We start from the raw sequence: 12,830 nt of genomic DNA, 5'->3' as shown, positions 1-12,830 counted from the left end.
CATCTATTACCCTACTGACCCTTTGAAAGGCCTGCCATATACGGCAGGCCTTTTTACTATTAAGATACTCCAGAGAGCAGCTCTGCCAACGCCGTCAGAATACAGATTTGGACAGCAGCGAGTTACCCTAAATTGCCCCTAAAGAATGAGCAGAAGCATCAATGCCTAGAGATGATTTAAAAACGAATACGGAATCGCTTTGTCATGATACGAGGCGGACGATGCGCTCATTGTAATCTAAAGGGCCAAAGCGTGTCCATTTTCTCATATCAGCAGGGTGGTCAATTGTCCGATAGTAGTGGTAGTCCGACTGTCTCGATCAGCTTGTCGATCATTTTCCTATTCTCATTACAATAATTCTCAAATTCTGCTTGGCGGAAAGTCACAAGTTCATTCCATACTACTTCTTTATAGAGTTTTTGCGTCTGCTCACAAATAGTGAAAATAGATTCAAAAACTTCTCCGGCAGTGCCTTTACTATATTGGATCGTGCCTATGTGGTTGGGCCAATCCGGTTCGCCAGTAATCTCTTTGATTCGATCCGGGCCAAACCAATCCTTCATTGGATGCTGCATTACTGAGAGCCACACTTTTGTTAAGGCTCGTGAGATATGCTTGCTATTGGTTTTGTAGTATTTTCTCCATCTGAAGTCACTCATCACAGTCCATCCATGCTTGAGGGTATTGGAGTATATCCAATTGCCCCTCCAACTGATATCGTGATCAAACAAGAAACAAATGTGTAGAGCGTCATCTGGGGCATCGTAGACTCCAGCCAACCACTGTTGCACCATGTATGCATCAAACTGACGTCTTTCTATGTCATAAAGGCTTTCATGTAGAGGAGGCCGAATCGATGGCAGCAGCACGAAATCGAACCCGGCAAAATTACGGGACATTCTGAGCGCTAGTCGCAGGGCGCGATCATCCGAGTAACCAATCGGCTGAATATAGAAACGTAGCCCTCCAGTGGGCAGGGCTACGTCTTTGTAGGAGACTCTTTCGACTGCGCTTTTCTCATAGGGTGCAAGAAGCTTATCAATCTCACCCTTAATGATTTGATTGTTTTGCTCCAAGATGCCCGTCAGTTGCTTTTTCTTCTGCAAAGAACGCAAGACCGGTAGCGCCAGGCCTTTTTGACCAACCTCTAGGCGGGCACGTGCCAATGTATACTGCACAACGTCCATAGCTTTCCCCCAACGGCCAAAATACTCGTTAATCAATCTGATTCTATCTTTAGGCTCCTCGAATTGGTTCATTAAATAAACGATACGTTCCGATATGTCACGATGATCCAGGCTCCCTCGTGCACGCACGTATTCTTTTAAGGCTTTATATTCAGCTTCAAAGGCTTCGGTTCCGAATGCCGCTTTTGCTATTAACTCCAGGTATTCTAGATCGTTGCCCTCAAATCCCGACAATACACTGGTTGCCTCGGTATAGCGCCCATCCAGCATGTGTATTTTTGCCAGAAGCTTTGCATAATTCTCATCGTGTCGTGGGATCCGTTCCAAATACTGTAGTGCTTCTTCCGGTTGGTTCATTCGGATTAATAACTCAACCCGCAGTCGATCGGCCTCAGCAACCATTGTTGGGTTTGCCCATTGTCGGGAATTCAACGCAAGGTGCATGAAGTCGACTGCGCTATTCAATACGAAGTTATCCATCTTACCCACGCTTTCGGGTCTGTAGACATCCAATCTATCAGGCATTGCAAAGGTGAGATTATAAGACCTTCTCAGTAAGGTCAGTAGTTCACTGTCAGAAATTTCAGGGATCGTGCAGAGCGCAATTTCTGCCATCTCAACTCTCGATGCATCGTTCCCATTACTTGTCCACTTTTTATCCCACTCATCATTCGTCGCCAACTTATAATATAATCGTCCTTCCGCCCGTAGACGCTCGTTCAATTTCTCGGAAACATTCAACTGTGCTGGCGAGTCATAGTGTGTTTGGGTGAGATCGTAAGCAGCCCTTCCTGCGTCTTTCATCAGTGCATTGAGCGAGGTGTACGAGCTCTGGTTGGCACGAGTCACAATACCAGTCTCAATATCAATTAACATAAGTCCCAAGCTCCAATCGTCATCTTTGCCTTCCTTGAAAACCGCATTTAGGTGAACCAGTAGCACATGATCTGCGCCCAAAACACGGGCTACATTTTCCGCATAGGCATCAGCTCTACCACCGATTTGATTCAGGCCATGCGCTTCAATAATCTCTATCACCTCGTCCGTTCTAATAATATCTGCAGTCGGCCAGCCCATGCCAAGCCCGAGTTTCGATTGCTCAATTAGTTGACTTGAAATTTCCCAAAAATTATATTCTTTCGCCCCCATCACCCACACTGGAAGCATCGCAATTCGTTTTGGCCGAACATGTGCTAATTCTGGGGTATCATAAGTCATCAATCCCGCATTCGCATGCAGAACTTCATGGATAGAATTATAAAATGACTCAGCTAAGACCTCCGGATCGTCGCTTCCGCAAGGCACCTCTTGGATGAAAAGCACATTTCCCGAGCTAGCTTCGTAAATGCCAGCTATTAGATTAAAACTAGAGGTATCACCCGTCTGAACAGGCAATAGGTTGCCGAAAATAACATAATCCGCAGGAGTTCTGTATTTCATCTCTGTTGGATCATCAATCAGGATTTCAGCATCCAAAGATAATGCATATGCTCGCCGCCGGATAACCACCCTGACATTCGAATCCGCGAATAACCGATGCAAAACACCATCACGCATCGAAGTGGCCGTAAGTTCATCCTGTTTACTTAAGTCAGTTCCCAGAAAAGGCATTACGGCAACAGAAACCTGAGCGTGTTGCGCGTTGGACAAGCTCAACGCGGCATCCCCATACGCCCAGTAAGTCGATAGCAGGAACAAGGATAAAATATAGAACTTCATAGTCTAGCAGGGCGGAGGTCGAGGCACACCGTTAAGGTTCTAAATCGTCTCGATGCGACAACTCGAATTGCTGGTTAATGGAATGATCGAGTCTAGCGGTTAATAATTTGAGATTAGCTTGTCGGGGCAGTGGGAAACGGTCGAGTCTTTTTGATGACTCGTCGCAAAAGTTTGAGAGAGTCTATGACCGCGTCGAGCGTCGCATTCTGACCGGGACAAGAGGGGGAACCTACAAGTGTCCCGACTCCTTTGAGTGTATCGTAGTCACGTGTTGGGCTGCCATTACTAAAACCGCTTTAAGGCGTTTTAGCCTCGTCTTTTTCGGTAGCCGATTCTGTAACTATACGAATATTAGATACTGAAACTCTCGATTAGAAAGCTAATGAACCACTCGTCCGAAAAACCTTTGATTCCGCTCCCTCAAAATCTGACCACACATTTTGACCGGGATTCTTTTATTATTCGTCGAAAATGGTTTTCGGCACTGACATTCTTCCTACTTTTTTTCGCCATTTTCTGGAATGGGTTCATGGTCGTTTGGATGACGCTGGCGTTGAGGGACGGTGTCTGGATGATGGCGGCCTTTGGCTCCATTCATGCCTTAGTGGGCCTCTTTATGGCTTACTTTTGTGTGGCGAGTTGTATTAATAAGACCGATGTCGTAGTTGATCCCAACTATTTGACAGTGCGTCACTATCCGATGCCTTGGTTTGGCAGTAAGAAGATACGGGTGCATTCCATTCAGCAACTCTACTCGAAAGAGCATATCAGTCGCTCGAAGAATGGCGTCAATATCTCGTACCGGGTCTATGTATTGACCAATGACAACCGGGAGCAAAAATTGCTGACTGGGCTGACAGAACTCTCGCAGGCTCATTTTATCGAACATGAAATCGAGAACGTGCTGGGTATCAAAGATCAAGCCGTCGCTGGCGAATATCGAAAGTCGTAAGATGTAAATTTGTTTTTCCAAATGAACGACCCACGCGCCTGTCCGAAGCCAAAGCCTATCTGCAATCACGGCTGGAGGGCAGCGTTCCACCGCTGCCGCGTCGTGTGAGTTTTGCGTCCGGTTCAGTTGGCGGCCCCGCAAGCACGGCATGGCGGGAGCCATGCCCTCCAGCTGTGTCTGTCACGCACCGTGCTGCCGCGCCGGACACGTCCAGAGGGCCTGGCTCAGTTCAGCCAGCGGGGCATTTTCATAACTCCCTATTTCTTGACCGCTGCGATGACTGAGATTTCTACCAGCAGTTCCGGGCGAGCCATCCGTGCCTCGACGCAGGCGCGGGCGGGGGCATGGTCTTCCGGCACCCATGCGTCCCAGACTGCATTCATGGCGGCGAAGTCTTTCATGTCGCGCACATAGATGGTGGCCGACAGCATGTGCGCTCGGTCAGATCCAGCTTGCAGTAGCAGTTCGTCCACCTTTTCCAGCATGGTTTCGGTTTGCTCCGTAATCCCTTGTGTGGCGTCTTTGCAAACTTGCCCGCATAAGTAGACGGTATCATTGTGAATGACGATACGGCTCATTCGTTGCTCCGTTTCTTGGCGCTTTATATTCATGGCCCGCAGTGAAACTTGTTTGAGCAAAATAAAAAGATCAATCTGTCCAAAGGGGCCATGTATTTGGGTTCAGGTTCCTCCGTTCCAATCGGGACAAGAGTGTCCCGACTCCTTTGGGCTTCACGGAGGATGGACACTCCTGTCCATGTTTGCCGCGTCTTACCACACTTACGCGCTCAGCAAATAAGTTTTACCGTCGATTGCTTTGAATTGGCTGATGGTGATGCCGTAGGCTTTCTTGAAGGTGCGGGCCAGGTGACTGCTATCCGTAAAGTTCAATTCGTAGGCGATCTCTTTGAGTGACTGGTCGGTGTGCAGCACCTTGGTTTCGACCAAGCGGAGTTTTGCTTTAGTAATGTAGTTGGCCAGGCTGTCACCGGCTTGCTTTTTGAAATACTCTGAAAAGTAAGTGGGCGAGATGCCGAACTTTTCCGCCAGCGCGGGCACGCGGATCTTATACTTGTCCGCGAGGTGATTGTTGATGTAGCGCAAAATTTCGCCGAAGCGGTTTTCCACCTCATTGGCCTGCTCTACGTAGCGCTTTTCGATACTGCGGGCGAGGATGTTGAGAATGGAGGCGACCGTTCCGCTGATGATGGCGTCGGAGTAGGCGTCGGCCGACGCATATTCCTGGTAGATCGATTTGATGTTGTGGATGATGAATTCGCGCTCCCGTTCGGAGGCAATGATGTCGCCCGGCACCTTGTTATAATTCGCGAGAATATAAGCGATGCGGTCGAACCATTCACGGTGCTGGGTGAGCCCGTCCTCGTTGATGAAATAGTGATCGGTGAAGCGGATGTAGTAAAAGCGCGAGGGCTCCTGCACCTTGAAAGAGTGGCAGTCCAGCGGCGGCAGCAGGAAGATGTGTCCGGCTTTGTAGGGAAACTCGTGCTGGTTGATGCATTGAATGCCGGCGCCCCTCTCGACGTAAACAATCTCAAAGAAGCTGTGCTTGTGAGGGCGCTTGCCCCAGCTGGAGAGCTCCTCGACTTCGATCTCAAATATTTTTTTGGCGGATTCAGTGATCATGGTATATTTCTGGGTTCGTTGGCCTAACTAGTGGGCATATTTTGGCGAATATCCAGTGAAATCCTTGTTTTTTTCATTAATTGGCAGGCATTTCCAATAATTATACCGAACGAGCCATGTTTCCTACAAGGCTTTGCATTTGCGGGTGGCAAGCGACGCTGCGACAGTAGGGGCACACTCACATACGAAAACACGACCACACGAAATCACAAATTATGAAAGCAATCGGATACACACAAGCTAGCCCCATCTCGGCACCTGAGGCATTGATCGAGCTGGACATTGAAAAACCGCAAATCGGATCACGCGACTTGTTGATCGAAGTCAAAGGCATCTCGGTCAATCCAGTGGATGTCAAAGTTCGCATCAGCCAGGAAATGGGACCTGAGCCCGGCACGAGCAAAGTGATCGGCTACGATGCCGCTGGAATCGTCCGCGAGGTCGGCAGCGAAGTCCGTCTCTTCAAAGTCGGCGACGAGGTCTTCTACGCCGGAGACATCACCCGCCAAGGCACAAACGCGGAATTCCACGCAGTCGATGAACGCATCGTCGGCAAGAAGCCGTCCTCCTTGGACTTCGCCGAAGCTGCTGGCATGCCGCTAACTTCGATCACGGCCTGGGAGCTCTTGTTTGATTCGCTCGGCCTAAAGGAAGGCGAAGGCACTGGTGAATCCATTCTCATCATCGGCGGCGCGGGCGGGGTCGGCTCTATTCTGATTCAACTGGCCAAAAAGTTAACCGGCTTGACTGTCATCGCCACCGCTTCTCGGCCCGACACTGTTGAGTGGGTGCAGCAAATGGGTGCCGATCACGTGATCAATCACCGCGAGTCGCTGGTCGATCAGATGCAAGCCCTCGGCATCGCTCCGAAATACGTCGCCTCGCTCAACGGCACCGAAGAGCACCTGCCCGCTATCATCGAGTTGATTCAACCGCGCGGACACATCGCCCTGATCGACGACCCTGAAACACTGGATGCCACTGCGCTTAAGCCCAAGTCGCTCAGCCTGCGCTGGGAGTTCATGTTTGCGCGATCGATGTTTCAGACCGACGACATCGAGCAACAGCATCGACTCCTCGACCGCATCTCTGAACTGCTCGATGACAAGACCCTCGTTTCCACCGTGACCGCAAATCTCGGTAGCCTGACCGCCGAAAATCTGAAGCAGGCGCACGCCTTACAAGAGAGCAGCCGCGTGATCGGCAAGAATGTCCTAGGCGGCATCGAAGCCTAATTCTAAATCAACCAATAACTAAATAAAGAAAAGGAACTCATTATGAAAGCAATGCAACTCAATGCCTATGGCGCCGACTCAGTCTTTGAAGCCGCCGAAATCGAAACACCTGCCCTCAAGGCGGGGCACGTCCTCGTCAAAATCGCCGCCTCCAGTGTCAACACGGTCGACACGATGATCCGCAACATGGGCGAAGAACTCCCGCTCTCGCCGGCAACCCCCGCCATCCTCGGAATGGACTTTGCTGGCACGGTCGAAGCGGTCGGCGCAGGCGTCACAGACTATGCCGTGGGCGACGAAGTTTATGGCTGCGCGGGCGGTCTCGCGGATCTGCCGGGCACTCTGGCAGAATACATCGTGGCGGACAGCCAGTTGATCGCACACAAAGCCAAGAACCTATCCATGCGCGAAGCCGCCGCCTTGCCGCTGGTCGGGATCACCGCCTACGAAGGCCTCCAGCGCGCGCAGATTGCAGCCGGACAAAAGGTCCTCGTGCACGGCGGCTCCGGTGGTGTCGGGCACATCGCGATTCAATTGGCCAACCACTGGGGCGCAGAAGTTTACTCGACTGGCGGTGGCGATGCCCAGACTGCACTCATCGAGCAACTCGGCGCGACTGCTATCAACTACAAGACCGAGACCGTGGCCGACTATGTTGCCAAACACACCGACGGCGCGGGCTTTGATCTCGTCTTCGACAGTGTGGGTGGAGCCAATCTACTCAACTCCTTCGAGGCCGCAGCACTTAACGGGCAGATCGCTACCACCGTCACGCTCTGCGAGCTCGACCTCAGCGCTGCGCACTTCAAGGGCCTCTCGCTCCATGTCGTTTTCATGCTCATCCCAATGCTGCACAACCATAAGCGCGATCAGCACGGAGCCATCCTGCGCGCGCTCACCGAGATCGCCGAAGCCGGCGCCCTCAAGCCGGTGCTCGACGCAACTAAGTTCACACTCGAACAAGCTGGCGAGGCTCACGCCCGTCTCGAAAGCGGCAAGGCCATGGGCAAGGTCGTGATCGAGAACTAATTCGAAACCCGCCAACCATCCGCACACCATGCCAACACCACCAGTCAGTCCTGCCTACAGCTCCATCAACCGTGCTTACAACTCCGTGTTCCGTCCCGGCAAGTTGAGCCTTGGACTGGTGGTGCCGATTGAAGCCAACCGCAACAATCCGGTGCCGACTATGGCGCAGCATCTGGAGCGGGTGCAACTGGCAGAGCGCTTGGGCTTTGCCGCGGTCTGGTTGCGCGATGTGCCCTTCAACGTGCCGTCCTTCGGCGACGCTGGTCAGCTCTTCGATCCCTTCGTGTATCTCGGCCTGCTCGCGGGGCAGACCGAACGCATCGCGCTGGGCGTGGCCAGCATCGTCCTGCCGTTGCGGCATCCCGCCCATGTGGCCAAGGCCGCGGCGACTGCGGATGTGCTCTCGGGCGGACGCCTCCTTCTCGGCGTCGCTTCCGGCGATCGTCCCGACGAATATCCGGCCCTCAACTTGCCCTTTGAAAACCGGGGCGCTCGCTTTCGTGATAGCTTCGACTACATTCGCCGCATGAGCGAAACCGCACCGGAGTTTGCAAATGCCTATGGCCAGCCAGGCCGTGGCATGGACATGCTGCCCAAACCGGTCGGCGGACAACTACCGCTGCTCATCACCGGAGGCAGTCAACAGGCACCCGAGTGGGCTGCAGCGCACGGGGATGGTTGGATGCTGTATCCGCGTCCACCGGCCACACAGGCGCAGCTGATCCGCAACTGGAACGACCGCGTGATCGACGCCGGCCGCTCACCGCAGCCCGTCATGCAGTCGCTCTACGTCGACTTGCTCGACGATCCCGATGCCGCGCCACGCCCCATCCATCTCGGCTTACAAACCGGTGTGCGCTATCTGATTGAACATCTACAAGCACTGGAAGCCGCGGGCATCAACCACGTCGCGCTCAACCTGCGCTTCAATCAGACTCCGATCGAACAGACACTGCAGCAATTGGCCGACGCGCTCTTACCGCAGTTTCACTCATAAACCAAACACGCGATGCATAAAACCATTCTCATTACCGGAGCCACCGACGGCATCGGCCTCGAAACCGCCAAGCTGTTAGCCAACCCGGGGCACACACTTCTCCTGCATGGTCGCAACCCCGACAAACTGGCTAAGGTCGCCGCTACGCTGGGGACACTGACACAGGTCGAGTCCTACCTTGCCGACTTCTCGCGTATTGAAGAAGTCGATACGCTGGCTCGATCCATTATCAAGAAGCACGGGCACTTGGATGTCTTAATTAACAACGCCGGCGTTTACAAAACTCCCAGCCCGCTTACACCCGACGGCCTCGATGTGCGCTTCGTCGTCAACGCCATCGCGCCTTATCATTTAACGCAGCAGCTCCTGCCCTTGCTCGGCCAGTCCGGACGCGTGGTCAATCTCTCCTCCGCCGCGCAGTCGTCGGTAGATTTGCAAGCCCTCGCCGGGCAGCATCGCCTCGACGATATGGCCGCCTACGCGCAGAGCAAACTGGCGATCACCATGTGGACCCGTCACTTGGCGCAAGCCCATCCCGAAGGCCCCATGATCGTTGCGGTGAACCCCGCTTCCTTGCTCGGCAGTAAGATGGTCAAAGAGGGCTTCGGTGTCGCGGGCGGAGACCTGCGCATCGGCGCTGACATTCTTGTGCGCGCCGCGCTCTCCGACGAGTTTGGCGCGGCCTCCGGTCAATATTACGACAACGATATCAAACGCTTCGCGCAGCCACACCCCGACGCCTTGAACGAGACCAAGATCAACGCACTCGTCGACGCCATCGAAACAATACTATCGAACCACTAAAACATATTATGACAAAACTCACCATCACCGCCACCATTATAGCCAAGGCCGATTGCATCGATCTGGTTAAGTCTGAACTCGAAAAAGTCGTCGCGCCGAGCCGCAAGGAAAACGGCTGTATCAACTACGACCTACACCAGGACAATCAGGATCCTGCGCATTTTTTCATGTTCGAAAACTGGGAGACACGTGAGCTCTGGCAGGCACACCTCGAGAGCGCACACTTTAAGCAATTCGCCACCATTACCGAGGGAGCGCTTGAGAATCTCGCGATCCACGAAATGACGCAGATCGTATAAGCGAAGTCAAGTATGTGGAATCCTTGTAAATCACTGCACTCAACAGCTTTATCATCCATGAAAGCCAAACAAATACTCATCGCACTCACGGCCGCGCTGGCCACTCAACTAGTTGCCGCCACGCCCGCGGACTCCACGGTTGAAATCGTCCATGCTTCGCAAGTCGAGTGGACCCACCTCAATCCGAAACGCGGCGACCTGGCTCCCAAGGCTGGCACACTCTGGGGCGACCGCGAGGGCACTGGCCCGACCGGATTTCTTCTCAAGCCGCCACAGGACTTCGAGTCGCCGCCGCACATTCACAACATCTCCTACCGCGGAGTCGTGATTGAAGGCGTTATCCACAACGACGATCCCGGCGCCGCCAACATGTGGATGCCCGCCGGCTCTTTCTGGACCCAGCCAAAGGGAGAAGTGCACATCACCGCCGCCGCAGGCAGCGGCAGTCTCGCTTACATCGAGATCGAGGAGGGCCCCTATCTTGTGCAGCCAGAAGACGAAGCCTTCGACAGCGGCGAACGGCCCGTCAATATGGACAAGGACAACTTGGTCTGGCTTACGGCAGACGACATGAAATGGATCCAAGCGGACGGAGCCGCCATCGCCGTCCTTTGGGGTAAAACCGAAGCGGGACAGCTCAATGGTAGCATGCTCCGACTGCCCGCTGGTTTCAACGGCTCCATACTTACCGAAGCTAAGCGCTTTGGCGCCGTCATCGTGCAAGGCGAGCCCAGCTACACGCAAAGCTCAGGTGATACATTCACACTTGAAGCCGGCAGCTATGTCCGCTCGGTTGGCAGGAGCACCCACAAAATCAAAGCCGCTGACAACGAAGCCAGCACACTTTACATTCGCACCGATGGCCCGTATCGAGTCGTCGCGGATAAGTGAGGCCACGTTCCACAGACTAAACCATTCGGCCCACCGGAGGCTTTTATAGCGGAAAAATAGGTACAGGTTTTTGAACGTGAGTATGTTCCATGATTAAGTAAGATTCATATTTGTTACTTAATCATAGAACAACATGCCGTCACCTACTAAACAGCAACGTGTCCACGAAATCAGCAGCATAGCGATCAGTCGTGCCGTCGCCAAAGATGAGCTAGAACGACTCAGCCGCGGTCTCTATTGTCACCCCGAATTACTCAAGGATCTATTGGCATCCCAGTAAAACCGAACCACACCCGCCGACATTCCGGAATACGGAAAAATCCAGCGAGTTTCCTCAACCATACAGGCCGATCTCGAAGCTCTCGTTTAAGCACAATGCCAGACCTTTCAGTGAAAAAGTATAACTTACGCGATTGCCGTGAGCACTTTGAGTCGCATGCTGAAGAATTTCAGTTTCCAGACGAACCACAGGTCCAATGATTGTTCGCCTATACTCCAGCAATGTTCCCTGAATCCATACACTCGAACTTCCACAACTCTAGTTCATATCACCGGGGGGGAATTATATACACATGAAGCCTGAGGCCATTCACATCATGCAGAGTCTGTTCAATATATTGACACATCAGTACTCTGACGATCCCAAGGTAGAATTTTGGTTCGCACGTGACTTACAGAAACTACTCGGTTTTGCTCGCGTTCGTTCAAAGGGCGACGCAGCTCTCTTTGGCGGTCATCCCACACAAGCTATAAAGGAAAGTTCGGCATTACTAAAAGCACTGGCGTCTGCAGAAGATATCAAAAAGTTGGAACGTCGCGTAAAACGAGAAGAAAAGAAGCTGGAGGAAGGCGTTGGACGCTTACCGGAAGCAGGAAGGTACAAATGATTGCTATCCTCGTTGTTTATTTGAAAGAGAGGGAGCTATGAACCATGATTCACTCCTAGGCACTGGGAAACGGAGAGTGCTTTTTGTTTTGGGCTCAGGAGTGTCGCTTGAATCAGGCGCTCCGAATGTCACAGAATTGACCAAACAAATCCTCCAAGCGGATAATCAATTACTCCCGAAATGGTTTCAAAAGGTCGGTGGCGACAAGGAAGTTTATGCGATTCAGCAATTTCTGAAGCTACTTATTCAGGAATTTGAGCGATCCGGTGAAGTCGCCAATTACGAAGATCTCTTTTCAATGTGCCAGAAACTTTACGAACATGAGGTAGGCATGTCGATTGATGGCACGATTATTCGCTTTCGAGACTATATTTACCGGGAAAGTGCCCATCTGTGGCGACGTTATACTGATGGCGGTTATCTTGAGGAGGCCCCTTTGGGAGCGTTGTCTGATAAAGCAACTATTCTAATTGATCACTGTTTGAAGGCAATCCTTCGCAGTTGTGATGAACCTAAAGGCTTTGAATTAATCCTTGAAACAGTTATGAGACTGGGAGCCGATAGGGTTGATATTCTGACGCTCAATCACGACACGCTGATTGAAGCCGAATTAAAGAAGGCTGAAATTCCTTATACTTGCGGCTTTGATTCTGGCCTGCAGCAAGATGGAGATGTCGATTTCTTCGATGAAACTGCCTTCGTAAATTCTAATAACGTCAGAATCATAAAGCTACACGGCAGTTGGAACTGGCTCCGACTCGGAAAAAATATTAATGCAAATACAACACTATGGCGCTGGGGTATGCCTAACGATGAAGCTGAATGTTGGGACTTTTTGACTGATCGAGACGGCGAGAGGTTATTTGATAGTCTTTTAGAGAAGTCTACATTGACTGGGACGACTACCAAGACCACTGCATACACGCGTGGTATATTTGGTGAACTCTACATGGAAGCCCGAAAAATTCTAAATCAACATGATCGGATCATTTGCTCAGGCTATGGCTGGAGGGACGACGGCTTTAATTGGATGCTAAAAGAGTGGGTTGAGAGCGATTCGACGCGTGAAATTTTTGCTTCTTCATAACCGAGAAGTTAATGACTTCGAAAACAAGAAACCTTGGCTGTGGCCCGATAACTGGACTTGGGCAGAACCAAAGGGCTGGTTGCGATGGCATCCTCAATGG

The 12,830-nt window shown here is 52.0% G+C and carries 12 protein-coding genes and 1 pseudogene; 10 read left to right on the top strand and 3 right to left on the bottom strand.

What is annotated here, in order from left to right; genetic code table 11:
• Positions 1-281 precede the first annotated feature (281 nt).
• Complete coding sequence (locus SH580_RS05495; RefSeq protein ID WP_319834010.1) at positions 282-2,906, bottom strand: hypothetical protein; 2,625 nt, start codon at positions 2,904-2,906, stop codon at positions 282-284.
• Between the two features lie 382 nt (positions 2,907-3,288).
• Here SH580_RS05495 and SH580_RS05490 point away from each other — a divergent pair, with 382 nt between their 5' ends.
• A complete protein-coding gene (locus tag SH580_RS05490) occupies positions 3,289-3,858 on the top strand; it encodes a hypothetical protein (protein ID WP_319834009.1) in 570 nt (189 codons plus the stop codon).
• Positions 3,859-4,115: 257 nt separating this feature from the next.
• On the opposite strand, the gene SH580_RS05485 is transcribed toward SH580_RS05490, so the two are convergent.
• Together SH580_RS05485 and SH580_RS05480 are read right to left on the bottom strand one after the other, a co-directional pair.
• The gene (locus SH580_RS05485) at positions 4,116-4,469 is read right to left on the bottom strand and encodes a RidA family protein (RefSeq protein WP_319834008.1); all 354 of its coding nucleotides are present in this window, start codon (positions 4,467-4,469) and stop codon (positions 4,116-4,118) included.
• A 168-nt stretch (positions 4,470-4,637) separates the two neighbouring features.
• Complete coding sequence (locus SH580_RS05480) at positions 4,638-5,501, bottom strand: AraC family transcriptional regulator (RefSeq protein WP_319834007.1); 864 nt, start codon at positions 5,499-5,501, stop codon at positions 4,638-4,640.
• 215 nt (positions 5,502-5,716) lie between these two features.
• Here SH580_RS05480 and SH580_RS05475 point away from each other — a divergent pair, with 215 nt between their 5' ends.
• The 9 genes and pseudogenes from SH580_RS05475 (at position 5,717) to SH580_RS05435 (ending at position 12,730) form a co-directional block, all read left to right on the top strand.
• Positions 5,717-6,736 (top strand): zinc-binding alcohol dehydrogenase family protein, encoded by a 1,020-nt coding sequence (locus SH580_RS05475; RefSeq protein WP_319834006.1) that lies wholly within the window; start codon positions 5,717-5,719, stop codon positions 6,734-6,736.
• Between the two features lie 42 nt (positions 6,737-6,778).
• Positions 6,779-7,765: a zinc-dependent alcohol dehydrogenase family protein gene (locus SH580_RS05470; RefSeq protein ID WP_319834005.1), complete on the top strand. Its 987-nt coding sequence runs from the start codon at positions 6,779-6,781 to the stop codon at positions 7,763-7,765.
• A gap of 28 nt (positions 7,766-7,793) precedes the next feature.
• Entirely contained in the window at positions 7,794-8,762 is a 969-nt protein-coding gene (locus tag SH580_RS05465) for an LLM class oxidoreductase (RefSeq protein WP_319834004.1), read from the top strand.
• A gap of 12 nt (positions 8,763-8,774) precedes the next feature.
• Positions 8,775-9,566: an SDR family NAD(P)-dependent oxidoreductase gene (locus tag SH580_RS05460; protein ID WP_319834003.1), complete on the top strand. Its 792-nt coding sequence runs from the start codon at positions 8,775-8,777 to the stop codon at positions 9,564-9,566.
• An 8-nt stretch (positions 9,567-9,574) separates the two neighbouring features.
• Complete coding sequence (locus SH580_RS05455) at positions 9,575-9,865, top strand: putative quinol monooxygenase (RefSeq protein WP_308949731.1); 291 nt, start codon at positions 9,575-9,577, stop codon at positions 9,863-9,865.
• A gap of 57 nt (positions 9,866-9,922) precedes the next feature.
• The gene (locus SH580_RS05450) at positions 9,923-10,756 is read left to right on the top strand and encodes a DUF4437 domain-containing protein (RefSeq protein ID WP_319834002.1); all 834 of its coding nucleotides are present in this window, start codon (positions 9,923-9,925) and stop codon (positions 10,754-10,756) included.
• 133 nt (positions 10,757-10,889) lie between these two features.
• Positions 10,890-11,036 (top strand): type IV toxin-antitoxin system AbiEi family antitoxin domain-containing protein, encoded by a 147-nt coding sequence (locus tag SH580_RS05445; protein WP_319834001.1) that lies wholly within the window; start codon positions 10,890-10,892, stop codon positions 11,034-11,036.
• Between the two features lie 406 nt (positions 11,037-11,442).
• Positions 11,443-11,643: pseudogene (locus SH580_RS22145) on the top strand (hypothetical protein); the annotation flags it as partial.
• A 37-nt stretch (positions 11,644-11,680) separates the two neighbouring features.
• Positions 11,681-12,730 carry an SIR2 family protein gene (locus SH580_RS05435; protein ID WP_319833999.1) on the top strand — a complete coding sequence of 350 codons (1,050 nt, stop codon included), beginning with the start codon at positions 11,681-11,683 and terminating at the stop codon, positions 12,728-12,730.
• The last annotated feature ends 100 nt before the right edge of the window (positions 12,731-12,830 follow it).

Origin of the sequence: Coraliomargarita algicola, assembly GCF_033878955.1 — a bacterium.
GTDB lineage: Bacteria > Verrucomicrobiota > Verrucomicrobiia > Opitutales > Coraliomargaritaceae > Thalassobacterium > Thalassobacterium algicola.
This window is presented reverse-complemented; position numbering and strand designations above follow the sequence as displayed.

Coding starts and splice junctions, on each gene's coding strand:
- SH580_RS05495 (WP_319834010.1), bottom strand. CDS start 2,906: ATGAAGTTCTATATTTTATCCTTGTTCCTGCTATCGACTTACTGGGCG.
- SH580_RS05490 (WP_319834009.1), top strand. CDS start 3,289: ATGAACCACTCGTCCGAAAAACCTTTGATTCCGCTCCCTCAAAATCTG.
- SH580_RS05485 (WP_319834008.1), bottom strand. CDS start 4,469: ATGAATATAAAGCGCCAAGAAACGGAGCAACGAATGAGCCGTATCGTC.
- SH580_RS05480 (WP_319834007.1), bottom strand. CDS start 5,501: ATGATCACTGAATCCGCCAAAAAAATATTTGAGATCGAAGTCGAGGAG.
- SH580_RS05475 (WP_319834006.1), top strand. CDS start 5,717: ATGAAAGCAATCGGATACACACAAGCTAGCCCCATCTCGGCACCTGAG.
- SH580_RS05470 (WP_319834005.1), top strand. CDS start 6,779: ATGAAAGCAATGCAACTCAATGCCTATGGCGCCGACTCAGTCTTTGAA.
- SH580_RS05465 (WP_319834004.1), top strand. CDS start 7,794: ATGCCAACACCACCAGTCAGTCCTGCCTACAGCTCCATCAACCGTGCT.
- SH580_RS05460 (WP_319834003.1), top strand. CDS start 8,775: ATGCATAAAACCATTCTCATTACCGGAGCCACCGACGGCATCGGCCTC.
- SH580_RS05455 (WP_308949731.1), top strand. CDS start 9,575: ATGACAAAACTCACCATCACCGCCACCATTATAGCCAAGGCCGATTGC.
- SH580_RS05450 (WP_319834002.1), top strand. CDS start 9,923: ATGAAAGCCAAACAAATACTCATCGCACTCACGGCCGCGCTGGCCACT.
- SH580_RS05445 (WP_319834001.1), top strand. CDS start 10,890: ATGCCGTCACCTACTAAACAGCAACGTGTCCACGAAATCAGCAGCATA.
- SH580_RS05435 (WP_319833999.1), top strand. CDS start 11,681: ATGAACCATGATTCACTCCTAGGCACTGGGAAACGGAGAGTGCTTTTT.